At 52.5% G+C, this 25,203-nt stretch carries 24 protein-coding genes; 12 read left to right on the top strand and 12 right to left on the bottom strand.

All coding sequences use genetic code 11. From position 1 onward, the window contains the following. Window positions 1-127: 127 nt before the first annotated feature. The 8 genes from AC4IE8_RS07640 to AC4IE8_RS07605 all read right to left on the bottom strand — a co-directional run bounded on the left by AC4IE8_RS07640 (window position 128) and on the right by AC4IE8_RS07605 (window position 10,631). Window positions 128-835, bottom strand: coding sequence for a Crp/Fnr family transcriptional regulator (locus tag AC4IE8_RS07640; RefSeq protein WP_068989935.1), 708 nt, complete (start codon window positions 833-835; stop codon window positions 128-130). Window positions 836-920: 85 nt separating this feature from the next. Then, window positions 921-1,385 carry a hypothetical protein gene (locus AC4IE8_RS07635; RefSeq protein ID WP_490790710.1) on the bottom strand — a complete coding sequence of 155 codons (465 nt, stop codon included), beginning with the start codon at window positions 1,383-1,385 and terminating at the stop codon, window positions 921-923. A gap of 213 nt (window positions 1,386-1,598) precedes the next feature. Continuing rightward, complete coding sequence (ilvD, locus tag AC4IE8_RS07630) at window positions 1,599-3,443, bottom strand: dihydroxy-acid dehydratase (RefSeq protein WP_490790709.1); 1,845 nt, start codon at window positions 3,441-3,443, stop codon at window positions 1,599-1,601. Between the two features lie 242 nt (window positions 3,444-3,685). Next, window positions 3,686-6,346, bottom strand: a complete 2,661-nt coding sequence (locus tag AC4IE8_RS07625) for a CHASE2 domain-containing protein (RefSeq protein WP_490790708.1) — start codon at window positions 6,344-6,346, stop codon at window positions 3,686-3,688. A 145-nt stretch (window positions 6,347-6,491) separates the two neighbouring features. Then, a complete protein-coding gene (locus tag AC4IE8_RS07620; protein ID WP_490790707.1) occupies window positions 6,492-7,823 on the bottom strand; it encodes a FecR family protein in 1,332 nt (443 codons plus the stop codon). A gap of 69 nt (window positions 7,824-7,892) precedes the next feature. Further along, on the bottom strand, window positions 7,893-8,579 hold the full coding sequence (locus AC4IE8_RS07615) for a response regulator transcription factor (protein ID WP_068989922.1): 687 nt from the start codon (window positions 8,577-8,579) through the stop codon (window positions 7,893-7,895). A 352-nt stretch (window positions 8,580-8,931) separates the two neighbouring features. Beyond that, entirely contained in the window at window positions 8,932-9,762 is an 831-nt protein-coding gene (locus AC4IE8_RS07610) for an OmpA family protein (RefSeq protein WP_068989919.1), read from the bottom strand. Between the two features lie 50 nt (window positions 9,763-9,812). After that, on the bottom strand, window positions 9,813-10,631 hold the full coding sequence (locus tag AC4IE8_RS07605) for a mechanosensitive ion channel family protein (RefSeq protein ID WP_068989914.1): 819 nt from the start codon (window positions 10,629-10,631) through the stop codon (window positions 9,813-9,815). Window positions 10,632-11,488: 857 nt separating this feature from the next. On the opposite strand from AC4IE8_RS07605, the gene AC4IE8_RS07600 reads away from it, so the two are divergent. The 4 genes from AC4IE8_RS07600 to AC4IE8_RS07585 all read left to right on the top strand — a co-directional run bounded on the left by AC4IE8_RS07600 (window position 11,489) and on the right by AC4IE8_RS07585 (window position 13,984). Next, on the top strand, window positions 11,489-11,803 hold the full coding sequence (locus tag AC4IE8_RS07600) for an MTH1187 family thiamine-binding protein (protein ID WP_490790706.1): 315 nt from the start codon (window positions 11,489-11,491) through the stop codon (window positions 11,801-11,803). A gap of 191 nt (window positions 11,804-11,994) precedes the next feature. Continuing rightward, a complete protein-coding gene (locus tag AC4IE8_RS07595; RefSeq protein ID WP_490790705.1) occupies window positions 11,995-12,696 on the top strand; it encodes a HugZ family pyridoxamine 5'-phosphate oxidase in 702 nt (233 codons plus the stop codon). Between the two features lie 168 nt (window positions 12,697-12,864). Then, entirely contained in the window at window positions 12,865-13,164 is a 300-nt protein-coding gene (locus AC4IE8_RS07590) for a TusE/DsrC/DsvC family sulfur relay protein (RefSeq protein WP_068989904.1), read from the top strand. A gap of 652 nt (window positions 13,165-13,816) precedes the next feature. Further along, the gene (locus AC4IE8_RS07585; RefSeq protein WP_490790704.1) at window positions 13,817-13,984 is read left to right on the top strand and encodes a hypothetical protein; all 168 of its coding nucleotides are present in this window, start codon (window positions 13,817-13,819) and stop codon (window positions 13,982-13,984) included. A gap of 208 nt (window positions 13,985-14,192) precedes the next feature. On the opposite strand, the gene nadC is transcribed toward AC4IE8_RS07585, so the two are convergent. From nadC to AC4IE8_RS07570, 3 genes are all read right to left on the bottom strand, one after another. Beyond that, window positions 14,193-15,035: a carboxylating nicotinate-nucleotide diphosphorylase gene (nadC, locus tag AC4IE8_RS07580; RefSeq protein ID WP_068989897.1), complete on the bottom strand. Its 843-nt coding sequence runs from the start codon at window positions 15,033-15,035 to the stop codon at window positions 14,193-14,195. Then, window positions 15,032-15,379, bottom strand: coding sequence for an FKBP-type peptidyl-prolyl cis-trans isomerase (locus AC4IE8_RS07575; protein ID WP_068989894.1), 348 nt, complete (start codon window positions 15,377-15,379; stop codon window positions 15,032-15,034). The genes nadC and AC4IE8_RS07575 overlap by 4 nt, the downstream gene beginning before the upstream one ends. 148 nt (window positions 15,380-15,527) lie before the next feature. Next, window positions 15,528-17,873, bottom strand: coding sequence for a DUF1631 domain-containing protein (locus AC4IE8_RS07570; protein ID WP_490790703.1), 2,346 nt, complete (start codon window positions 17,871-17,873; stop codon window positions 15,528-15,530). Between the two features lie 598 nt (window positions 17,874-18,471). Here AC4IE8_RS07570 and AC4IE8_RS07565 point away from each other — a divergent pair. The 7 genes from AC4IE8_RS07565 to AC4IE8_RS07535 all read left to right on the top strand — a co-directional run bounded on the left by AC4IE8_RS07565 (window position 18,472) and on the right by AC4IE8_RS07535 (window position 23,169). Continuing rightward, entirely contained in the window at window positions 18,472-19,203 is a 732-nt protein-coding gene (locus AC4IE8_RS07565; RefSeq protein ID WP_068991617.1) for a DUF1538 domain-containing protein, read from the top strand. Next, window positions 19,200-19,958, top strand: coding sequence for a DUF1538 domain-containing protein (locus AC4IE8_RS07560; RefSeq protein WP_068989888.1), 759 nt, complete (start codon window positions 19,200-19,202; stop codon window positions 19,956-19,958). The genes AC4IE8_RS07565 and AC4IE8_RS07560 overlap by 4 nt, the downstream gene beginning before the upstream one ends. 21 nt (window positions 19,959-19,979) lie before the next feature. Next, window positions 19,980-20,330, top strand: a complete 351-nt coding sequence (locus tag AC4IE8_RS07555; RefSeq protein WP_068989885.1) for a P-II family nitrogen regulator — start codon at window positions 19,980-19,982, stop codon at window positions 20,328-20,330. Between the two features lie 32 nt (window positions 20,331-20,362). After that, complete coding sequence (locus AC4IE8_RS07550) at window positions 20,363-20,740, top strand: CBS domain-containing protein (RefSeq protein WP_490790702.1); 378 nt, start codon at window positions 20,363-20,365, stop codon at window positions 20,738-20,740. Next, window positions 20,737-21,285 carry a 1,6-anhydro-N-acetylmuramyl-L-alanine amidase AmpD gene (ampD, locus tag AC4IE8_RS07545; RefSeq protein ID WP_490790701.1) on the top strand — a complete coding sequence of 183 codons (549 nt, stop codon included), beginning with the start codon at window positions 20,737-20,739 and terminating at the stop codon, window positions 21,283-21,285. Before AC4IE8_RS07550 ends, ampD begins: the two co-directional genes overlap by 4 nt. A gap of 379 nt (window positions 21,286-21,664) precedes the next feature. Next, window positions 21,665-22,549: a regulatory signaling modulator protein AmpE gene (ampE, locus tag AC4IE8_RS07540; protein WP_490790700.1), complete on the top strand. Its 885-nt coding sequence runs from the start codon at window positions 21,665-21,667 to the stop codon at window positions 22,547-22,549. Window positions 22,550-22,566: 17 nt separating this feature from the next. Beyond that, window positions 22,567-23,169, top strand: a complete 603-nt coding sequence (locus tag AC4IE8_RS07535; RefSeq protein WP_490790699.1) for a histidine phosphatase family protein — start codon at window positions 22,567-22,569, stop codon at window positions 23,167-23,169. A gap of 378 nt (window positions 23,170-23,547) precedes the next feature. On the opposite strand, the gene AC4IE8_RS07530 is transcribed toward AC4IE8_RS07535, so the two are convergent. After that, entirely contained in the window at window positions 23,548-24,102 is a 555-nt protein-coding gene (locus AC4IE8_RS07530; protein WP_490790698.1) for a TrmH family RNA methyltransferase, read from the bottom strand. A gap of 190 nt (window positions 24,103-24,292) precedes the next feature. On the opposite strand from AC4IE8_RS07530, the gene AC4IE8_RS07525 reads away from it, so the two are divergent. Continuing rightward, window positions 24,293-24,949 (top strand): cytochrome b/b6 domain-containing protein, encoded by a 657-nt coding sequence (locus AC4IE8_RS07525; protein ID WP_490790697.1) that lies wholly within the window; start codon window positions 24,293-24,295, stop codon window positions 24,947-24,949. The last annotated feature ends 254 nt before the right edge of the window (window positions 24,950-25,203 follow it).

Genomic DNA, 25,203 nt, shown 5'->3' with positions numbered 1-25,203 from the left:
GGTGAGAAAACGTTACAGTATAACCGGCCAACACCTGGAATGTCTCAAAATTCGAGAGAAAAAAGCTGTGATCAACCCTTGATTGAGCCAGCAAGCAGGCTGACTCCACCGATACCGAAAACCGGCTTCACCCCTTCTCGGATGGAATCGGGGCCAACTTACCATCGCTGGAGGCATAGGCCTGCAGTCTCTCATCATCGAGGACATCCACACGACTCCCCTCCACCCGGATCACCCCCTGTTCGGAAAAGTTGTGCAGGATGCGGGAAAAGGTCTCTGGCGTCACGGAGAGCCGGGATGCAATCACGCCTTTCGGCGCCTGAAGCTCAAATGAGTCTCCCTGGCTTTTCACCAGACACCAACGATTCCACAAAAAACTGGCCACCCGACAACTGGCGCTCTGCAGGGTCAGATTGTCAATTTCACGGATCAGCATCCGCAAACGCTGACTTAAATCGGCCAGCAGATGGAAACAGGTCTCCACCGAACCCCGCAGGATCTCCTTGAAGGGTTCACTTTCAAAAACCAACAGCTCAGTCTCCCCCATCGCCTGGGCATTGACGGGGTAGTCGGGCTGTTCACCGAACATCAGCGCCTCGGCAAAGGTCTGCCCTGGAGTGATAATCTCGATCACCTTCTCCTGACCCTGCAGCGACAACCGTGTCAGCTTGATCTGGCCACTGACCACCAGAAAAAAGTGCGTTGCCGGATCTCCAGCCTGAAAAAAGAGCTGCCCGTCCCTCAGCTTTGCACCATGCGCCATCTGCTCAACATCGGCAAACTGTTGCTCATCCAAATGCGCAAACAGATAGCATTGCCTGAGATCGTATTCCACTAACCAGCCTCCAGTTTGAACGACAGGATTGAACCTCTGTACCTCACTAAACCCGACCGTCAAATTGTATCGTCAGGTGTCAGACTCAGTGATTCAGTTTCCAAACCCGGTAATAGATGATGCCGCGACTCGTGTCGGTAACCAGCCATCGGCCATTGTCAAAATCGAAACGCTTATCGGTGAATCTTTGGCAGGTCAACGCGCCGCGATTGACCAGTAATACCTCATCACCACTGACTTGGTGAAACCACTCTGCCGGTTTCTCACAATCCACAAACGCATAGTCACTGCTTCTACGAAGCTTCAGTTCTGTCAGCTCAGTGGACAATTTGAGCCAAGCACTGAAACCACGCACTATGGTGCCTCCCTCATCAAGCAGCGCTACCTGCTCGTATGGGGTCTCAAATCCATCTTCGAAGATCAACTCGGGATCTGTAGCGGTTGGATCACCACCGCTACAGCCTGTCATCATCAGGCTCAAACCAATATAGAAACCTGCGCCGGCAGACCAGCTTCCAGCCAGGTTTTGCTTATAAAACGTCACCAGCATGGCTCAAAAACCAACTCCTAAGCCGAATGGCACTTAACTTATGCACTAAACTCATTGCATCTTATTTTATCAGAGGGTTTTGGTGGGGCATGGCCCCACCCTACACCATGAATCCAACCGTAGGGTGGGGCCATGCCCCACCAAATAACGCTTAAGTAGGTACCATTCACGCCTAAGCCGATAAATCGTACAGCCAGTCACTGTAGAACCCAATCAATCGAGTTGTGAGAGATCCCTGACCGCCCCACGGGCTGCCGAGGTAGTCAATGCCGCATAGGCCTTCAGTGCCGTGGATACCTGGCGCTGTCGTGAGACAGGTTTCCAGGCCTGCTCTCGCTCATTCATCTGTTCGCGTCGCTGCACCAACTGCTGATCGCTGATTGCCACCTGAATGGTACGGTTGGGAATATCGATTTCGATCCGATCCCCCTCTTCCACCAGGCCGATATTGCCGCCCTCGGCCGCCTCGGGAGAGCAGTGCCCGATCGACAGCCCGGAGGTGCCGCCGGAAAACCGGCCATCAGTGATCAGGGCACACTGTTTGCCAAGACCTTTCGATTTCAGGTAACTGGTTGGATAGAGCATCTCCTGCATGCCTGGGCCGCCTTTCGGCCCCTCATAGCGGATGATGACCACATCACCGGGATTGATCCGGTCGGCCAGAATCGCCTCGACAGCCGCCTCCTGACTCTCAAAAATCCGTGCCGGACCGGAAAACTTGAGGATCGACTCATCCACACCGGCGGTCTTTACGATGCAGCCATGTTCAGCCAGGTTACCAAACAGCACGGCCAGACCACCATCCTTCGAATAGGCGTGTTCCAAATCACGTATACAGCCGGCACTTCGATCCAGATCGAGGCCAGGCCAGCGGGCTTGCTGACTGAAGGCCACCTGGGTCGGCACACCACCTGGCGCCGCCAGATAGCGACTGTGAACCACCGCCTCTTCGGTACGGATCACATCCCAACTGTCCAGCGCCTCGGCAAGGCTTTTTGCATAGACGGTGGGCACATCCCGTTTAATCAGCCCGGCCCGGTCAAGCTCTCCGAGGATTCCGATCACCCCGCCGGCCCGATGCACATCCTCCATATGGTATTGCTGTGTGGCTGGCGCCACCTTGCACAGATTCGGTACCAAACGGCTCAATCGATCGATATCCTGCATGGTGAAATCCACCTCACCTTCATGGGCCGCTGCCAACAGGTGCAGTACCGTATTGGTGGAGCCTCCCATCGCGATGTCGAGACTCATGGCATTTTCGAATGCCTGGAAACTGGCAATCTCTCTGGGCAGAACCGAGGCATCGTCCTGCTCATACCAGCGCCTGGCCAGATCGACCACCAGTCTTCCCGCCTCGAGAAACAGCTGCTCCCGATCCGCATGGGTGGCCAACAGAGAACCATTGCCGGGAAGTGACAACCCCAGCGCTTCGGTAAGACAGTTCATGGAGTTGGCGGTGAACATGCCTGAGCAGGAGCCACAGGTAGGGCAGGCGGATCGTTCAATCTGGGCCACGTTTTCGTCGCTCTCATTGGGATCCGCAGCGGAGACCATGGCATCCACCAGATCCAGATGGAGTTCCTTGCCCTGCAGCTTAACCTTACCTGCCTCCATGGGTCCGCCGGAGACGAACACGGTGGGGATGTTCAGGCGCAATGATGCCATCAGCATTCCGGGCGTGATTTTGTCGCAGTTGGAGATACAGACCAGGGCATCGGCACAGTGGGCATTGACCATATATTCCACAGAATCCGCAATGATATCCCGGGAGGGTAGCGAGTAGAGCATGCCCCCATGTCCCATGGCGATACCGTCATCCACCGCAATGGTATTGAACTCCTTGGCAACCCCGCCAGCTTGCTCGATCTCCCGGGCCACCAACTGCCCCAGATCTTTCAGATGAACATGTCCGGGTACAAACTGGGTGAATGAGTTGGCAACCGCGATGATCGGCTTGTCAAAATCGTCATCTGTCATACCGGTAGCCCGCCAGAGGGCGCGGGCACCCGCCATGTTGCGGCCATGGGTGGTGGTATGTGAACGATATTGTGGCATCTCAGGCTCCGACAGTTAGCATTTCAAACGACTATTATGCCTGTTTTCAGAGTGCGCTAACAAACCCCAATGATGGCTTGAGCTCATTTTCAAGTCGCCAATCAAGCTTCACACGCAAGTGTTCGATCACACCTTTGAATGAGACACGGCTTGCAATGATGGGAGCTCTCTTTCCTGCAGCAGCGAACCAGACTCAAGGGCAGATTCGGCGCGCCAAACAGAGGATGGATATGGGGATAGGCTTAATCGTTGTCCTGAAGGGGGGATTCACTCTCGCAGGGAATACTCAGCGAGAAGGTGGCGCCACCCTGCTGATTATTCCGCGCGGCGACTTTACCATGGTGCTTGTCGGCCACCACCTTGACGAAACTCAGCCCCAAACCTACCCCGCGGATATCGGACAGGACATTCAGTGAGGATTGAATGAAGGGCAGAAAGATCTCCTGCAGCTGATCCTCCGGTATGCCCGCCCCCTGATCGACGATGTCACAGATCACCGAACCCTGATCCCGATAGACCTTAACCGAAACCTGACTCTCTGAGGGTGAGAATTTAACCGCATTTTCCATCAGATTGAACAGCGCCCGCTCAAGCAGACTGGGATCACCCAATAGCCAGATCTCGTCATCATCGAACTCACTTTCGAAAGTGATCTGGTGTTCCTTGGCCTTGATATAGATCTCATCCAACGCATTACAGGTGACACTGACAAAGTCCGTATCGATGAATGAAGCCACTTCCACGGCTTCGGCCCTGGCCAGGCGCAGAAAGTCATCGGCCAACTTAAGTGAACGGCGTGCCAGGGGCTCAATCTCTTCAGCCAGGACTTCAGCACTGCCCTGGCGTTTCTGCTGCGACTGAGTCAATGAGAGCAGCGAGGTGATTGGAGAGCGAATATCGTGGGAGAGAAAGTTGAGCATCTTGGCCCGGGTGCGCTCAGAACGTTTCAGAGTACCGATATAAGAGAGATTGACAATCATCCCATGGGTATCGGCCTCCACACCCTGCAGAGACTTCAGTTGTACGAACAACTCGGTATCGGGTCGACGTATCGCCTCGAAGCGTATCGGCTCATCGGCGAGCATCACTTTTTTGAAGATATCTTCCCAGGACTCCCCACCCTGCACTTCCAGCACCTTCAGCAACTTATAGGCGTCCTCACCCAGCAGCTCCTGATCGGTTTCGTGGCCCAGGTAGAAAGCACTCCGCGGGTTGGACATCACCACCTGACCGTGACTGTTGATCACCATCAGTCCATCGTCCATCTGCCCGACCGCATTGCGAATCAGGTTACGGAATCGCTGAATTCTGGCGGTCGCCACCCGCATCTGGCGTAGCCGCAACTCAACACGCTCCAAAACCCCACCCTCATCCGTCTGGGGTTTCTCGGTGAACTGATAGGCAAAATCACTCACCAATCCCAACGCCCGACCTTCAGGCACCGCATTGCGTGGCCAACTCAATCCAAGCTGCCAATGACCTTCCGGTCGTTCGATCAATGTCCAGAGCTCTGCGCCGGACCTCTGCCACTCCTCCTTGCCCAGCGCTTCAAGCGGCTCGCCCAATGTCTCACCACCACCCATCAACCGCTCTCCACTGCGTGCATCGTAGACGACCCAGCCCTGCAATGGCATCAAACGGGAGAGAAACTGCATCGACATCGACATGTCGCCCGCAGGAAGGTGCACAGGCAACAGACTCTGCTCCCGGTGGATCCGCTCCAGCTGCTCGTTCAGATAGCGCACCGCCTGGTCGAGACGCCGCCAACTCCAAAGCGGGTAGCTCAGTGTCAGCCCCAGCAGCACAGCAGAGGGAGGAAACCAGATCTCCATACCTCGTAGCAGAATCCAGTTCACCAATACAAATCCCATCACCAGAGCCACAGACACCAGAGGCGCCGCGCGGGTCGGAAAGAAGGGATAGAAGAGGAAGGGCAGCATCACCACCAGGGTACTACCCAGCAGATGGGTCAGAAAACTGACCGGAGCGACCGCTTCATTGCGCCGCAGACTATCCAGAATATTGGCGTTGATCTCCACCCCGGGCATGGGTACACCGTAACCTGACAATGGGGTTGGCAAAGCATCGCCGATTCCGGTAGCCGTGACTCCGACGAGCACAATCCGGTCACGAAACATATCGGCCATATAGTCACCCTCCAGCACCTGGCTGTATGAGTAACGGTTATAGTGACCGGCGGGACCGGTAAAGGGGATCAGGCGATGGGTATGCCTTCGGATCAGGTGAACATTGTGTTGCTGGTTAGGCAGCGGTTTATTATCCAGCGGATACTGTTCAGGATTGAGCCAATTCAGCAGACTCAGCATCAATTGAGGCCAATAGGCCTGGCCAAGCCCCTCATAGAGATAAACACCTCGGGCAATACCATCAGCGTCCAGATCGATGTGGACATGCCCGAGACCAGCCACCACATTAGACAGGGCTGGCAGAGGCATCGACTCAACCAGCATACCCCCCTGTCGATTCTGCTCGGTAATTACCGGCATGAAGACCCGCTCACTGGCGGCGACGGACTGAATCAACTGAACATCGGCCTGGGGATCAGTTCTGTCCTCTTCCGCCATCAGGATATCGAAGACGATTGCCTTCGCTCCCGACTGGGTCAGGCGATCCACCAACTCGGCATGCACCCGCCTTGACCAAGGCCATCTGCCCAGTGCCCTCAGGCTCTTTTCATCGATCGCAACAATGACAATGTCATCGGACGGGGCAACGGTTTTCACCCCCATTTGCAAGTCATAAAGCAACAGATCCCAACGATGCAACCAACCACTGGCGGCAAACAGAGTGGTAAACAGCGCCAGTATCAGGGCACTTCTGAACGGCTCAGGCAAGCCCCGATGGGCCCGCTGTTCCAATGATCTGTTCGCTGTGATCTGCATAGTAATAGGTGAAAAGCATTTCGCCGCCGGTTGCTTAAAAGATAGAACGAATCCTTCATCAAAAATTCGTTCTATCCAATCATGACGAGGTTAATCATCAAGTAAAATGTTACCGGCGTTTGTCCAAATCCCTTGATATCGCTCACTACCTGACTGGTATGTCTATGACATAGATATTTGATAACCGCTTATTCTCTGTATCGTTTTCCGCCAAGGCCTCAACCGCGACAAAGTACCGCCCAGGTCCAGGGTAACCCATTTCAAAGCCGGTATCGAAAGAGAGCCGTTCGAAAAGCAGATCGCTCAATCCCGGATCCCGGGCAAATAGAAATCTATACCCCCAGGCATCCGCCGCAGCGCGCCATTGAAACCACATACCATGCGGAAAAAACTTTGGTGGCATCAACTGCGTGGCAGCGACTGGTGCTGATGATGGTTTTATCTCCACCGCTGGCTGTAAATCCAGCTGAAAGAGAGTCTCTCCCTCCATGCCTTCCAATCCCAGCTCATCGATACCACGCAGCAACAGATGGTACTCACCCGCAGGTTGTGGGGGTATCTCAACATGGGGAGTCTGGCTGATACCGATCGCAACCAGCACCTGATCCCTATCCTTCAACTGATAGCGATAGCTGACAGCGTCCGATAACCCGGGCCACTCCAACAACAGGCCGTCATCAATCCGGGTAAGATTCAATTCAGTCATGTCCGGTGCCGGCAGCAGTCTGCGCGGTTCGGCCGGTGGCTCTCCGGATACCACCCGGGTCCCCTCACCCCGCGTAACAAACACAGATGTTCCTTGTGCAGTCACTTGAACCTCACCCTCGGTGACCTCACTCCGTGTCACATCATCGGCCAGATCCGATGAAACCCTGAAATCCGTACCTCTTACCACAGTCACCGCCGCTGGAGTGTGTATTTCATAGCGGGATTTCGGTCTTGAGAACGGGGTAATACGGTTTTCCACCCGACCCCGTTGTAATCGGATGCGGGTATCCAGCATACCAATTCCCTGATAGGAAGAGAGCGCATCGAAGACGACCTCACTGGACTCACCGACAAGCAACACGGATTGATCTGCAAAGCGCAGGGAAGCGGCAGACCTTTCAGCCGTTTTGATGCGATCTCCAGCTTTAAGAATATCGCCCTTCAGGGCCTCATTTTCCACCGCATTCCCACGGCGGATGACAAACACACTACCGTAGACATAGACGACCTCGACACCAGCGAGCTGGTCCCTCATCCAGTCGATGGGCACACGGACCTCGGTGCCAACCGGAATCTCCCTATCCTTCTCAATGCTGTTGTAAACCTGCAACTGCCAGGCGCTGAATTCAGGCTTGAGAAAACGCTCCTTGACCAGGGTCAGGTTCTCACCTTCGTGCAACTTGTATATCCAGTCCTCCGACCAGGCCTTGGTGGAGAGTGTGGATAACAGCAAGAGAAGCAGTATTGTAGCTCGAATGACATTAACCATATCAAATTACAATACCATGCCGATCAGCGTAGGTACTGTCTTTATCCGGGTAACTAAACCAACAACCATTCACCCTTCGTCTTCGAGCTGCTCGAGTCGATATCCCTGATGATAGACCGCTTTCAATCGCCAGCCGTTTTCCGGGGTCAATCCCAACTTTCTACGTAAACGACTGATATGGGTATCGACTGTACGAGTCATCAACCCTGGACCGAAGCCCCAAATACTCTCTAACAGATGATCTCTGGAAAGCAGTCGCCCGATATTGGTAAACAGCATCCATGCCAGCTGAAATTCCTTTTCAGTCATCTCAATCGGCACATCCTTCAACGTAAGGGTTTTATTCTCTTTATTCAGAGTAAAATTGGAAATCCGAATAAGATCCCGTCGCCCGCTGTGTCGTCTGACCAGGGCCTTGATTCTTGCCAGCATGACTTCACGGTTTACCGGCTTGGCCAGATAGTCATCGGCGCCTTTGTCGAGGGCCTCGATGATATCCTGTTCACCATCCCTGTGAGTGATGAAAAAAACCGGAAGATCCCACTCCCGCTCTCCTCTGACCCATGAAAGCACCTCGACACCACTCTTGCCGGGCAACTCCCAATCCATAATCAATAAATCGTATGTTTCATGGCGCAGTTCACGCATAAAAGCGTCCGCATTATCGAATACGCGGCAGACATATCCTTCAGCCTCCAGCCACTCCTTCATAACACCCGATTGCACTTTGTCGTCTTCCAAATAGGCTATTCGCATAAGCTACTCCCACTCAGGCAATACGCCGACGAGACCCTCTGACGTATCACGAAACGACTATAGGCGTTGGGAAACACCCTGATGCTGCCATATCCTAAATCTACAGCCCCATACAAGTCGTCCAAACTTTAACCAACATTAAACCGTTCTGTCATATTATTCGCTATTCCTATTCAATGAAACAACAAATCAGCACTCAGACATGGATCCAGCCTTACGGCCAGCGAATAGTTTAATACTTTCCCTATCGTTACTTTTTACCTTCAATCTGGCAAAAGATTATACTCAGCCATGACGAAAGGCCCCGTGATACAGAGCGTTGTACCATCAGGGCCTCATCTTGCCAGCCGGATCAGTTGGCCAGTTTTAACTCAACCCGACGGTTCTCCATTCTTCCGTCGGCACTCTTGTTATCAGCAACAGGAGAGTTCTCCCCCATCCCCTTGACCGTCATCATTCCCTGATCTACCCCCTGCGCAACCAAGGCATCGGCAACCGCTTGCGCACGTTTTTCCGATAGAGACTGATTGTAAGTCGCACTACCTAAGGAATCGGTATGGCCAACCACCGTTAATGCCTTGATATCACTACGGGACTTCAACGAAGCAGCCACCTTTTCGATGACTTGGCTGTACGCTCCGCTGATCTGGTGACTGTTTAGCTCGAACTGTATGTTCTGTAATACGATTTTTACAGCACACCCATCTGCGGTGACCGTTGCACCCGGCGGGGTGTTCGGACAGCTATCCTGACTATCAGCAACACCATCGCCATCACTGTCCACTTCACAGCCCATGGCATCAACCTGGAGACCCTGTGCTGTATCGGGACATTTATCCTCAGCATCGATGACACCGTCACCATCACTATCCAGAGGACATCCATCGGCACCAACCTTTGTCCCGGCGGCACTGTTTGGACACTTATCCTGTGAATCAACCACACCGTCGCCATCACTGTCTGCTTCGGTTTGATCCTCTTTGACCGCAACCACCGGCTCGCCGAAACAGCCACTCTCCTGGGTTGCTTTATCCCGATAGGATGTTGTCCAGCACTCACCTGATCCGGTCCGCCAGACACTACCAGTCGGATTGTAAGCCAACCCCTTCTCGGCATGCAGTGAGGCGCTAAACAGCAAGCCAGCCATTGCCAAAATCAGAGTACGATTCACACTAGTCTTCATAGAATGTTCCTCTTTATGTGATTCATCCGTGCTGAACTGAGCACTGCATATCAGGCAGCGCTCTTCTGAATCATGTGAAGATCCCTTTGTGGATAGGGGATACTGATACCTTCCTGGTCAAAACGAGTTTTTATGGCTTCCAGTAACGCTGCCCTGGTAGTCCAGTAGTCCCCACTTTTAACCCAGGGTCGAACTGCGAAATCAACACTGCTCTCACCCAACTCCAACAGCATGATGGTTGGTGCGGGGTCTGTGAGAACCGTTTCATCAGCCGTTAGAATCTGCGTTAACAGATCGCGGGCCTGTTTAATGTTGTCTTCATAACCAATCCCGATCACCAGATCGATGCGACGGGTTTCACGGGCGGAATAGTTGATGATGGTGCCGCTGTAGATCTGCGCATTGGGCATGGTGATCTCCCGGTTGTCACCGGTCTTCAGCACACTGTGAAAGATGCGGATATCCTCAACCACTCCGGAAACACCACCAGCCTCAACAAAATCACCCAGTTTGAATGGACGGAAGATGATCAGCATCACGCCCGCGGCGAAACTGGCAAGCGAATCTTTCAGAGCCAGACCAACCGCGAGGCCGGCAGCACCGAGAATGGCCAGTGCGGAGGTGGTATTGACACCCAACTGCTCCAACGCCGCCAGCACCACAACCGCCAGCAGTGCCCCATTGACGATATTCCCCAGAAAGCTGACCAACATCGGATCGACATTGCTTTTGGTCATCAGCTTCTGCATGGTCTTTGTCAATGCCTTGGCAATCCAGCGGCCGATGATAAACACCAGCGCCGCCATAATGATTTTCGTACCCCAGGGAATGACATAAGTATTCAGTAATGTATCTAATGAGATATCCATTTTTTCTCTCCCAAACTGTTTTCGTTGTTAGATCAAATCGATATGAATGACAGGAATGTTGACCACCCCACCCCTTCAGCCTCTATTTGTTAACAAATAATCGGCTGTGGATTTCCCATGAGAATAACTGGTTTTTCCAAAGCATTGAGAAGCTACCGTCTTCTGTAAACTGAAAACGCTCTTGATGAAGCAGCTTATGCAATCACTCATTTCGAATAAAGCTGCCGGCTGTTAAGATTTGTAAACTCACGCTGAAACAACCAAACCTGCGATCCTCATACCGGCTTAACCAGGGAACTTCTGCTTGGGAACAATTCCTGCCGCAGTGGCAAACCTTGCACAAAGCTCTCTTTATACCCAGGAAACAAGATTTCTGGTTGCCAGGCGATTAACTGCGGGGTGGATTCATAACCTCTCTCTTTCAGCCTGCCAAATCAATAGGCAATCTTAAAAAGCTACGACTTGGTTCCTGCTTAAGATCAATCTCAGGCAGACACCCGGTTGCAGCGGGCGAAGAGATTGGTTAGGGGATAGCGGAAATTCACATACAATGACTGAAATAAGCTACTTTTTGTATGTATATTATTGACCTGGTTACCATAGAGCCCACTCTCAGGGCATGCTTGAAGCCCCTAGCATTGTGACTATATTGAAGAGAGGCTGTGGCGGGCAAGCCTGCACTGTTTTTTGGAGCACTCACTGCAGAGACACACAGAGTGGCTGAAAGTAAATGAGTCGGTCGCCAGGTTCATAAACTAAGATGAATTGAATTAGGGCCTGTTAGGGCCTGTTAGGGCCTGTTAGGGCCTGTTAGGGCCTGTTAGGGCCTGTTAACACTTAGGCAGCAGGGTTGGCTTATGTCAGTATTACTCGAATTTAGTATTTTCCCTCTCGACCAAGGGGAGAGCGTCAGCCGGGAAGTCAGTAAGGTCATTGAAATGATCAGGGAGAGCGGTGTCAGCTACCAGTTGACCGCAATGGGTACCCTGATCGAAACCGACAATGTCAGTCAGGCCCTGGGTATCGTGGAAAGCGCCACACAACAACTCAGCGCAGCAGGCTGCAATCGCATCTACAGCGCAATAAAAATGGATATCAGAAGTGGCAAGGCGAATCGCATGGCGAGCAAACCAGATTCTATCCGGAAACATATCGGAGAGGTAAACACCTGAACGGATAACCACCCAGCTCCCTATTTTTTCAATTCCAACTTAAAGGGTGAGCCCTGTTCTTACTGATTACTGGAAAAACCGGGCCAATCAGAAAACCAAGGTAAACCGCCCCGGTTGTTTTAATCCGGGATTCCCGGTTTACGCAGGATACAAATCAGTCAATGGATTGCAGCGAAGAAAACGAGAATAAGATGAACAACGAAACATCATCAGAAGATCTGCTGCAGAGTATCAACCGACTCTGGAATGAGAGCTTTAGCGGACTACTGTCCACCCACTCGATTAAATTCCCAGGCTATCCTTTCGGTTCGCTGCTGCCGACCTGCAGAGACCAAAAAGGTAACATGCTGCTGCTGATCTCCCATCTGGCGCAACATACCAGAAACCTGGAGAGCGATCCTCGCTGCTCTATGACACTCAGTGAAAGTGGAAACGGCGATGTGCAGCAACTGGCGCGACTGACCTGCCTGACCAAGGCGGAACCACTCAACTCCACCGCCGCATCAGAGCGCTATTTCCGTTACTACCCCACGGCCCGCCGATACCACAAGGAACTCAATTTCAACTTTTATAAACTGAGTGTGGAGCAATACTACTTTATTGGCGGATTCGGCTCGGCGCGCTGGTTCGACGGCAGCCGAATCGAACCAACCTGTCCCTTTTCGACCTCGGATGAGGCAGAGGCACTCTATCAGTTGAACGCTCATAACAACCGATTATTGATTCAATATCTTGGAAAACAGGGATTCCCGAGCAACCCGGCTGGGGTCGAAGCCGTTGGTGCGGATCCCATGGGGCTGGATATCAGGGATGGGGATAACTTACAGCGCGTACACGCTCACCAGGCTTGCGAGCGTGTGGACGATTTCCTGCAGATGATCGAATCTGGCTGACAAGCCACACAGCACACCGCCAGGCTATCATGGGATTTCATCTTGCTTGGCACTCCTCAAGATAGACAAATCCGCAAAAAGTTTGGGGTAGATAAATAAGCCTGATTACCTTTAAACTCCCTACCAAGTAATAACCTACCTTTTCACTTGGTAATAGGAGCAGGACAGATGAACACCCAAATTCCAGAACGAGATGGGGACGGCTATCTCACCGATATGAATGCTTGGACACCTGAAATTGCCAAGGCGATGGCACAGGAAGATGAGTTTGAAATGACCGACGAGAAGTGGCAGCAGATCCTGAAAGCCAGAGAATATTTCAACGAATTCAATGTTGTCCCACCGATCCGCAAGTTCTCCAAATACCTGGGTGAAGACAAGAAAGCAATGTTCCAACTCTGGCTGACAGGACCGATGAAACCGATTACCAAATATGGTGGATTGCCCAAACCTACCGGTTGCGTCTAGGCACCCTCCCACATAGGCCGTTAATGAGGGAGCTTGCCTCCCTTCCATCTCAGCGTATCCCATCAACGCCTCAGCTGAAAAGGCGTACCACCTTCCCTCCCACAGGATTGAGATTAGGGCTGCGAGGTACGCCTGCCCGGCTTTTTCAGCGGAATCTGCCAATCAGTACAGCGGCCTTACTGGGCCAGTTATGCATATTGTATGGCATCTAACAACATCTTATCGAATCCCCCAGCAGTGAGGTCTGTGTCAAGCAGTATCAGAGAAAGATGGCGGAGCACCGTGGTGTTATACCCTCTTTTGGGCAAGCCAGAAATTCGTGCAGCCTCCTTCTCCATGGCTATTCCGAATTCCAGCCAACTCAGACAATGACACCCTAGTGGGCCACCACCAAATGGGAATTTGCGCCAATCCGCAAGTGCAGCTGATTGCTCGCCGAAGGTATTAAACAGCCCCATAAAGGAAGTGAATTCATAAACTTGGGGGTATCGGTCACGCTTGAGAATGAAACTATTAAAGAATTGTAAAAAACTGCCAACTAAGCAGGTAGGGAATACCGAAATTGTTAGGGTTTGCTGTAGTTATGGGCATCAATTCAATCACTGGATCAGCACTGCAAGGCATCCACAAAGGCCTTCAAGGAATGCGCCGTGTGGCCTCTGATATTGCCAGTGCCAATCAGGTTCAACAATCGAATCCCAAGGACCTCTCCCGCTCCATGGTGGAAATGCAGCAGCAGGCCAATCTGGTCAAGGCCCAGGTGAAAACCTTAAAGGCGGCTGACGAAACCCTCGGCACCCTGATTGACGAAAAGGTCTGACCCCCCACCAAGCCCTGTTCACACGAATCCAATACGCCCTGCTGGGTGTATAAAACAGATCCAGCTCCCTCTTTAAAGACTAATATGGGGGATTACGCCTGAAAAAGCGCCACTCGGCGTTGCTTGTCGCTCATTTGGAACAACCAGACCAGGCTCATCGCCCGTTGGATTCCTGTTAACAGGCGCTCGCCTCTTCCATTGCCAGAGACTACTCCTCAAACAACATCGACAGATCGATAGCACGGATGTCCTTGGTCAGAGCGCCAATCGAGATATCATCGATTCCGGTTTTGGCAATCTCTCTTATCGTAGCTAAATTGATACCACCGGAGGCCTCCAGCCTGGCGCGCCCAGCAGCCAGCTTTACCGCTTCACGCAAATGTTCGGACGTAAAATTGTCCAGCAACACCCGCTGAACGCCCGCATTGAGAGCCTGTTGCAACTCATCCAGCGTTTCCACTTCGATCTCGACAGATACCCCATCCGGCACCAGCTCCCTGGATCTGGCCAAAGCAGCATCAATCGATCCGGCAGCCCGGATATGATTCTCTTTGATCAACACGGCATCATACAGCCCCACCCGGTGGTTATGACAACCACCACAGCGGACAGCATACTTCTGCTGCAGGCGCAGACCCGGCACCGTCTTGCGCGTATCCAGGATCCGCACATCTATGCCGGATACCGCTTCTGCATAACTTCTGGCGAGGGTAGCGGTTCCTGACAGGCTTTGCAGATAGTTCAGAGCGCAACGTTCACCACTCAGCAATGCCCTGGTGTTTCCGCTGAGCCGGCACAGCGGCTGATTCTCAGTGACCATCTCACCATCTTCAACCAACCACTCCAGCCCGATAGCCGGATCCAGTTGCCGGTAAACTTCATTTACCCAGGGAATCCCGCATATCACAGCCTGTTCCCGGCTGATGATCTGCGCCTGGGTGACGGCGTCTGCTGGCAACAGAGCGGCAGTCAGGTCACCACTGCCCAGATCCTCGGCCAGTGCCTGACTGACCTGACCGCTGATCAGAAAGTGATTGCTGTGTAGATTCATCCGGATATGGCAAGCAGTTCCACATCAAATACCAGCGTTGCATTGGGCGGAATCACGCCACCGGCACCTTGCGCGCCGTAACCCAACTGAGGAGGGATGGTCAGCCTGCGCTTACCGCCTACCTTCATACCGGCAACCCCTTCATCCCAACCACGGATCACCATGCCTTTGCCCAAGGCGAAATCAAACGGCTGATTCCGATCGACTGAGGAGTCGAACTTATCCCCATCCAGCAACCAGCCGGTATAGTGTACAGAGACACGTTGACCAGACTCTGCAAGCTGGCCGTCACCCTCAACTAAGTCTTCAATTTTCAATCCGGAATCGGTGATCTTTTCACTCATTGTTCTCTCTCATTGTTTAGCTAATCTTAACCAGGGCTTGTTGTTACCAATCGCCCCGGTTTGGCAGGCCACATTATATTACTTTCAGCCAGAGCATGCCCGCCTGCCGAGTGCAGTCGATCTAACGATCATCAGAATGATTACCGCTTCAGGCTGAAGCGGATGAAGCGTCGGTATTCTTCAGCGCGCTGAGCATGGCATCGAGCGCTCGATCCATGATCGGTGTGGATGAGACTTCAACCGTTTTGGCTTTGCCTTCACGCAACTGCTTGGCCACACCGGCCGATGTCAGTTCCATAGCTTTCATACCCTTGCGGTTAACAAAGATATAGGTATCCGTGACTTTACTCTTCCAGGAGAGTTTGACACGAACTTTAGTGGGCCCATCCGCCATCTCCAGCCACATACCCGGTTCGAGTTCAGTAGCCATCTTTGAAAATTCATCACTGTCGGAGATCGCTTCATCCGCCATCTCCATCAACTGGCTGTTGTCATCGGAGGTCAGCTGACTGTCCGGGAAGTGAATCTCATATTGACTGACAGGCTGGGTTCCGGTGGTGTTCATCTGACTGCCATCACCGCCCCGCAGCACCTGGATATGGCAATTCTGTAACTCTTTGAACAGGCGGGCCATCTTGTGCTGATCAAAGGAGATGCTATTCAGACGCTCCCGTACATTGCGCAGCAGTTCCGGTATCCCACGCAGCAGTTGCTGGCGTTCACCATACTCGGACTTCGGCTGCACACTCCACAACAACCGATCGACGATCTCCAGCGCATCGGTCCAGTCCTGACTCTGATCACCTTCGCGCAGATAGATCAGCAGCAATGCATCCTTCCAGCCATCTTCCAGGATCGACATCACCGCTTGTGGTACCAGCTTCTGGGTACGTAACCGCGTATTGAGTTCTTCGGAGACGATCCGCTTGGCAGACTTCAGCTGCTCCTTGCCCCGGGTGATCTGGTTGGTGCGCTTTTCAGCGATCTGTGCGCCACGCTGCTCCTTCTCCCACCACTTGGAGAACTCATTATCCAGTTCGGCGAACAGCTCCGGATCATCATGAAACTCATTCAGGATCCGTTTGATGGTCGATTCGATCTTGGTGTAGAGGGTGTCGTTGACCCGGTCACCGGTATCATTCCAGCCTACCGCCGCCTGGGCCAGGGAGTTCAACAATCTCCTCGCCGGATGCACCTTCTCACTGAAGAAGCTTTTGTCGATGATTGCCACTTTCAGCATCGGTATCTGCAGGCGGCTGATCAAGGCTTTCATCGCATCAGGCAGGCTGTAGTCATCAAGGATGAACTCAAACAGCATGGAGATAACATCAATGGTATCGTTATCCGCATCGCCCAGGGAGCGGGTCAGCTGCCCATCCTTTGCGATCTTCAGATCCGTTACCAGACGGGTCCGCATCTCTTCCGGAGTCAGGCTTCGATCGATCCGCTTACCTTGCGGCAACATCACCACATTGGACTGCTGGATCGCTGAAAGGGCACCGAGCAACTCGCCGGTATCCACCACCGGGATATTGCCGTTCGGCGTCGTCAGCATCAGGCTGGACGTCAGCATACTGCTTCCGCTGCCGGCACGACGCGTGCCCAGTAACTGCTGCAGTGTGGCAAACACCTCCGCCTGCACTTCACTGCCGGTCGATGTCATCTGACTCTCAGGGTAGGCGGAAGGCGGAGAGGTTGAAACATAGGATGAGTCACTGGCCAGGTAGCTCTCACCCGCATCACCCCGCATGCTGGGAGCAATCGGATTGCGACGCACTTTCGGCGTCAACTTGGGTATCACACCGGCGCGGCCCAGCAACAGATTGACTTCATCATACAGACCACCGATATAGTGCATCACGTGACGGTCAAAGAGTTTGTAAACGACCAGCTTGACCGGCAGCTCAACCGGCACACTCGACATGGCAAACTGAAATGCGTTGCAGACAACACCCGGTTCCAGCGGAGATCGCTGGGCGATCTGCTCATTGATATTGCCACCACCCATGACATATGCGAATCGCTGCCCCATGGCATAGAGTTCCCGGGTAAACCGACTTTCCGATTTGCTGACCATATTGGTTATTGCCAGAGACTCTTCGAGATCGTCATTTTCCACCAGCGACATCTCTGAGTCCCGGCTCAATTCGTCCAGGGTTGGCTGATTGATATGAATCTCACCGGTCTGCCAATAGCGATCGTAGATGCTGAGCAATTCCTGGGTGAAGGCGCGATCGATCCCTGCGCGCTGTTTGCGCAGCTCTCTCATGGAATCGAAGTAGACATTCTGCAGTGCGTTATTATCCGATTTGTTCGCCATTTCATAGAGAGAATCGTCCAGATTCTCGAACAAATCATTCATTAACTTGGGAATGGCCTTGATGACCAGATTACGGCACTCAGACGAAATCCTTCGCCCGTTAGCATTCAGCGAAATATTTTTCTGATGAGGCACAGCAGAGCCGAATGTAATAATGTTGTCTTGCCTTTGCATCTAAAATCACTTGAAAAAACCCACACATACCCAAGCAAATGCTTACAAGTTCCCTTTAGTCTGCACCTATTAAGAGGCTATGACAGTAAAAGATAAGCGTCTGAGAATAGCCTCACAAAAGAACCATGCTCATTTTGGGGCCATTCTGCATCATCATTGGATACACTATTCAAAAACTAGCACCAAGTGCCTGTCCAATCAATAGTTTCTACATATCGGCAAAGATAATACAGACTGAAGCTCTGTGTAGGTAATTGATCAATAAAGCAAGATTTTGGGAAACTAATTCCATCATTTACCCACTTATGGAGCAAATTTTCCAAAATTCAGGAAGTTAACCCCTATCCGAGAATCTGTCACCGCCCCACAACCAGACCTTGCAATCACTCAATCGCCTCTACAGACACCCATCAGTGTCGATCGACGCTTCGCACATTAAGCAGAAGTTCCAGCAGGGCCGGTCGGATTCTTGTCAACAGACCCTAATGTAATAGATGCTCAACTCAAACTATTGTATGGTTCGTTATCGGAGAACTGGGTCTATCACCAGTCATCAAACAAAAACAACCAACTGTTCACAGTAACCGGCCCGAATGAAATGAATACAATCCGGCGCCTATTCGCATCACTTCTCAGCAGCTTTCGAGATCTTCTGCCGATCTTCATCGTGATTGCTTTTTTCCAGATGGTGGTCCTGCAACAACCGATTCCCAACCTGGGTTCTCTGCTGATCGGTACGATTCTGGTGCTTTTTGGTCTGAGCTTGTTCATCGAAGGCCTGAACCTGGGTCTCTTCCCCCTCGGTGAGACGATGGCCTGGAACTTTGCCCGCAAAGGCAGTCTCAGCTGGCTCCTGTTATTTGCCTTTGCGCTTGGATTCGGCACCACAGTGGCCGAACCCGCGCTGATCAAGATTGCTGAGGAGGCGGCAAAAATTGCGGCAAACGGTGGCATGATCGATGATTCCATAGAGGCCATGCACGAATATGCCCAGGGACTCCGCTATACCGTGGCCCTTTCGGTAGGATTCGCCATCGTGCTGGGTGTCCTGAGGATCGTCAAAGGCTGGCCGGTGCAGTATCTGATCATCGGCGGCTATATCGGTGTCGTGATCATGACCGCCTTTGCACCCAAAGAGATCATCGGTATCGCCTATGACTCAGGGGGTGTCACAACATCCACCGTGACCGTTCCCCTGGTGACAGCACTCGGGGTGGGCCTGGCCTCCAGTATCAAAGGGCGCAATCCGATGACGGATGGGTTCGGTCTGATTGCATTTGCCTCCCTGACACCAATGATATTCGTCATGTTCTACGGAATCATGTTATGACTGAAGGTATCATCCACTTTCTTAATATCCTGGTAGGCACTGTGCTGGACATCCTGCCGATTGCCGCGATCCTGTTCGGCTTCCAGATCTTCGTACTACGCAGGCCACTGAAAAATGCCAAGGAGATAGGTGTTGGATTCTTGATGGTGCTATTCGGCCTGGCGCTGTTTCTTGAGGGTCTTGATCTTGCCCTCTTCCCCTTGGGTGAACTGATGGCAAGCCAGCTCACCTCACCTGAGCTGCTGAATGTCCCGACTACCGGAGAGACTGTTCAGTGGCATCACTACTTCTGGGTCTATCTGTTTGCCGCCAGTATCGGCTTTTCCACCACCATTGCGGAGCCTTCCCTGATTGCTGTTGCAATCAAGGCCAACCAGGTATCCGCCGGGGCGATCAGTCAATGGGGCTTGAGGATTGCCGTGGCCATCGGGGTCGCGATCGGCATTTCCCTCGGCAGTTATCGGATCATCACCGGTACACCCCTGCACTGGTACATCATCGCCGGCTATGTGGTGGTGATTTTTCAAACCATGGTCGCCCCCCGTACCATCATCGCCCTGGCATACGATTCCGGTGGCGTAACCACCTCCACAGTGACCGTTCCTTTGGTCGCTGCTCTCGGTATTGGCCTGTCCAGTAACATACCTGGACGTAATCCACTGATTGACGGCTTTGGTCTGATCGCCTTTGCCAGTCTGTTTCCCATCATGTCCGTTATGGCTTACGCCCAGCTCAGTGAGTGGCGCAGTCGTTAATGATTCACACGAGGTATTGAGATGCACTTCAAACTCATCATCGCCCTGGTAGAAGACAGCACCACGGAAAAAGTGCTTGAGGCTGCGCGCTCCGCCGGAGCCACAGGTTCAACCGTCATCAACCATGCACGGGGTGAAGGTATCGAGCAGTCGAAAACCTTCCTCGGCCTGACCCTGGATACCCAACGGGATGTTCTACTGCTGCTGGTGGAGGAGCATCTGAGCCGGACGATTCTGGAAAAGATCTCCGAGGCCGGAGAATTTGATAACCAGTCAGGCAGTGGCATCGCCTTTCAGATCGACATCGAGGATGCTGTCGGTGTCAGTCATCAGATAGCTTCACTTTCACAAGTGGTCGAGGAGGAATTATGACCGATCGTAAACTAGTCCGAGTCCGAGACGTAATGAAAAATGATTTTGATTTGGTTGAAGGGATGGATACCGTTGAAAGTGCCCTGGAGAAGATGAGCCACGTGGAAACCAAGTCACTGATCGTGAAGAAGCGCGATCAAAACGATGAATTCGGTATCGTCACCCTATCGGATATCGCACGACAGGTATTGGCAAAAGACCGGGCTCCGGAACGGGTGAATATCTACGAGATCATGAGCAAACCTGCCTTCACGGTGGCTGCTGACATGGATATCCGCTACTGCGCCAGACTGTTTGGCCGCTTTGAACTCAACCGGGCGCCGGTGGTGGAGGATGGCGAAGTGATCGGTATCGTCAGTTATACCGATATGGTTCTGAAAGGTTTTCCGTCTGCTGCGGATAAATCTTGAAGCCCAAACAGACCGGCCTACTCGACGGCGCTCTGTTCCATAACTCCGCAAACCAGGATCAGCGCCCCGCCGATTGCGACATTGACCTGCTGGTGATCCACAGCATCAGTCTCCCACCGGGGGAGTTCGGCGGTGATTGGATTGATGATCTGTTCATGAACCGCCTGGATGCGGATGCCCATCCGTACTTCCAGGAAATCAGCAGTCTCAAAGTATCCTGCCATCTGCTGATCCGACGGGACGGTTCCCAGGTGCAATACGTCCCCCTGCACCATCGGGCCTGGCATGCCGGCAAATCCAACTATTGCGGGCGCGAATGCTGCAACGACTTCTCCATCGGTATCGAACTGGAAGGCAGTGATGAGCAAGCCTTCACGGATGCCCAATACGCCAGCCTGGTGAAGGCGACCCGACAGATCATGGCAATCTATCCGAACATCACTCAGGAGCGGATCACCAGTCACGCGACAATTGCCCCTGGACGTAAGACCGATCCCGGTCCGATGTTCGATTGGCAAAAGTACTTCCGCTTATTGCATTCTTGAGTGAAAGTACGGATATTCCATGCTGAATAAAAAATGCGGGCCATCTCTGCAGATCGGTGCAGACAACCATCAATGACACCGAGATGAACCGCCAGGGATAACTTGAACCTAGATTCTGCGGGTGACCGCTCCATTCTGTTACTAAGCTGTTGAATGAGATGAAAAAAGTGTTCGATAAAGGGCATCCCTCGCTGGGTGAGTCACGCTACAGGGCAAATTGCACGCTTGTGGCGGCTCATAGCGGCGTTGCAACGCCTTGCAATAGCGGGCTATTGCGCGTCGTTGCGCCTTGCCCTGCCCTCCCACAAGCGCACACTTCACCCTGCCCAACTGCGGATTCCAGGTTGAAACTTGCGGCTGATTCGGTGAAACTTTCGCGATGACCTTGACGATCATTCTTATCTGCCTGATAGCAGAGCGATTTTTACTTGAGCACAGCCACCTGAGAAGCAATCGCTGGTTCACCAGATATTGTCAGTGGCACCAACAGCAAAACCTGCCTGAATGGATGCAGCAGGGCATCATAGGCCTGCTGTTGCTGCTGCTCCCACCCCTGCTGGCAATCGCAGCGCTGCAACATCTGTTTGCCGACAGTTTGCTGGGTCTGCCCAGCCTGCTGTTATCCATCGGGGTATTGCTCTACGCCCTGGGACCACAGGATCTGGACAGCCAGATCAACCAGTATGTCGAGACGGCTGAAGCCGATGACGGTGAAGCGAGGCAGATCGCCCGGGAGATCATCGAAGATGAGCCACCCACCAGCGAGCCTGCCCGCTCACAGGCTGTTGCTGAAGCGGCGCTGCAACAAGCAAACCGCAGAACGGTGGCGGTGCTTTTCTGGTTCATCCTACTCGGCCCGCTCGGCGCCATGCTCTATCGACTGGCGACATGGATGCCTCAATCGGACCAGGCCGCACAGGATATCGATTTCAAACTCAACACCAGGCAATTGGTCATCATCCTGGACTGGCTACCTGCCAGAATCACCGCCTTTTGCTATGCCATCGCCGGCAGTTTTGAGGATGCGTTGTATGGCTGGAGAAGCTACCAGGAGAGCCGGCAGAGTGAATTCAGCGACAGTAACGCTGGCACCCTGATCTGCACCGGAAGCGGCGCCATGCGTCTGACCACGCTGCTGGATGAAGCCTACGCCGGAGCCCATCTCTACACCTACCTGCCGAAAGCCGCCATGGCTTTGATCTGGAGAAGCCTGATCGTTTTTCTGGTGATCCTCGCCTTTCTCACCTTTACCGGCCTGATCTGATTGCCTGTTTACCGCCGATGAGTGAGACAACCACCATTGATCTGTTACGTCACGGTGAACCCGTCGGGGGTAGACGCTATCGGGGTCAGATCGATGACCCTCTGAGTGACACCGGCTGGCAGGAGATGCGTGATGCGGTATCCGGGCAGCGGCCATGGCAGACCATCATCAGCTCACCGCTCATACGCTGCGCCGCATTTGCAGCTGAACTCAGCGATCAAATGGACATTACTCTCTCATATGACGACCGACTCAAGGAGGTGGGATTTGGTCACTGGGAGGGCTTTTCCGGGGATCAGCTGCGCGCCCAGGACCCACATCAGATGAAGCGATTTTATCACGACCCCATAGGGCATCGCCCGCAGAACGCCGAGCCATTGGAAAGCTTCAGCCAAAGGGTCGTCCAGGCCTACAACCAGGCGGTGAGAGAGAATTCGGGTCAACATATCCTGCTGATCACCCATGCCGGGGTGATTCGTTCCATCTTGGCCAATCTGCTGGATGCGCCGCTGGGTTCCATGTACCGCTTCTCCATTGGCACGGCCAGTCTCTCCCGAATTAAGATTGGAACCGAACGTCCTCCTACCATCATGTTCATTGGCAAACAGAGCCTATCTTGAACTAAATTAACGCCATTTCACGCTATCTTGCTGCGATCTTCCTAATATAAGCAAGGCACCAGCGCATCCAGATAAGCACTGAAAGAATCTAGAGCGTAAAATTTTGTGAACAAAGTCTCACCTTTTTTAAGCTTTCTTTAATACAAATAAGTTAAAAGTCACAGTACAGACGAATTTAATACCCTAGTCTTAACGACACGATATAAATCAACCGGCAATGTACCGGTTCAAGACAAAAGAGGAGGCAACCTATGTCTTGGTTATTACTCGCTGCACTGACAGCCATCGTCGTAACAGTTCTTTCCACGAAAAGTGTTGAGCTGCCCGACTGACAATCGCCGGATAATAACAACTTACCTCAGACATCCATCAAGCTGCTTATCTTGAGGGGTATTGGCGTATGTATTCATACATCATGATTGAGGCGGCGACAGCCACATTCAGACTCTCAACCTGACCGAACTGCGGTATCGCCAGACAGCTAATGTCTGGGTAGTCGCTCATTTCAAAACTGTGCCCCCACTCCTCATGCCCCAGTACGAAGGCGGTCTTGCAGTCCAGAACAGATTCGGTCGACAGATGCGCACAATCACCGCTTAACGCCACGATCTTGTAATCCCGCTTGACCAGCTCCTGATAACTCTGCTCGAAATTGTCGTAAAACTTCGCCGGCACCTTTTTGAAGGCCCCTTTACCCGGAGAAGGATCGAATGGACCGATATCGATCAGATGGACCTCGGCAGCACCAAAAGCTTCAGCACTGCGAAATATCTTGGCCACATTGAATCCCGCCTTCATATGGTCCAGAACCAGAATAAAGTCATTGGCGCCCGGCTTGGCCAGCAGATTGCGCTGACGCTGCTTGGTATAGCGCAGCAGCGCCTGATCCCTGGCTTCACGTTTTTCCCGTTTACTCTTTCTTTGGCGTAACATGTTATTTATCAATGTAAAGCAGGCTTCTGTCCAATCATACTAGGGCCTGTTAAATGTTGCAGAGCACAAGCCGTGCTCAAATGAGTCGATTCCCACTTTAGCGCCACCAAATAACCTTACCAAAAGGATCAATCTAGAGTAGCCATCCAGCGTAAGATATCAGATTGACCCAGTCCCGCTCGGAGTAACCATGCAAAAGAGTAGCGTAACCCGTGTTTCCGTCTGGAGCCGATGGCTCAGGATTTCCCATTGGCTGATGGGAATCTCCACACTGGGCCTGATCGGCAGTGGTTATCTCCTTTCCATTCAGACCACTCAGGACGCCACGATCCAGGACACTCACTACCTGTTTGGCGCACTTCTGCTCCCCGGCTTTCTGATCAGGCTCTATCTGTTGCTGTTTGGCAAAGGAACAGACCATATCAGTGATTGCGAGCCGGATGCCCACCGCTTGTCTCAGGCCTGGCAGGTTGCCAAATACTATCTGACCCTGGGGAAGGCACCACTGCCCAACTGGTTCAGCCATAACCCCTTCTGGGGACCCATCTATATCGGATTGTTCTTTATTCTGTTACTCAGCCTGATTAGTGGTTACGCACTGCTCAATGAACAGCAATTTCTCTTCGGTATCGTCATGGCGGACCTGCACTACCTGACCTATGTGATCATTGCCTGGTTCAGTCTGCTGCATATCCTTGCGGTTTTTGCCCACGATCTCAGCGGTAGTGGATCCGATATATCCGGCATGATCAATGGCCATCGGATATTTCAACATTCAGAGAAACCATCAGAGCCTGGAACAAGCACTGTTGATCTGAATGACCTCATGAAGACCATAAAAAAGTAGCTCTCATAAGCAAATTAGCTGAAGTAGTCGGGCTAGACCTGAATGGTCTTACTTAAGCACTATTTGGTAGGGCATGGCCTCACCCTACGCTTGAATTCATGGTGTAGGGTGGGGCCATGCCCCACCAAAACCCTTTGATAAAACGCGTTGCAATGCGTTTTAATGCTTAAGTTAGTGCCATTCAAGCTAGACCTAAGAGATTAGCCTCCAATCACCGCGAATCTACGCAAATAGTCACCACAATGTGAGTTGTA

The sequence above is a fragment of the Candidatus Thiodiazotropha sp. AKAK2 genome (assembly GCF_058244685.1).
The sequence above is the reverse complement of the archived record's forward strand: the minus strand, read 5'-3'. Positions and strand labels throughout refer to the sequence as shown.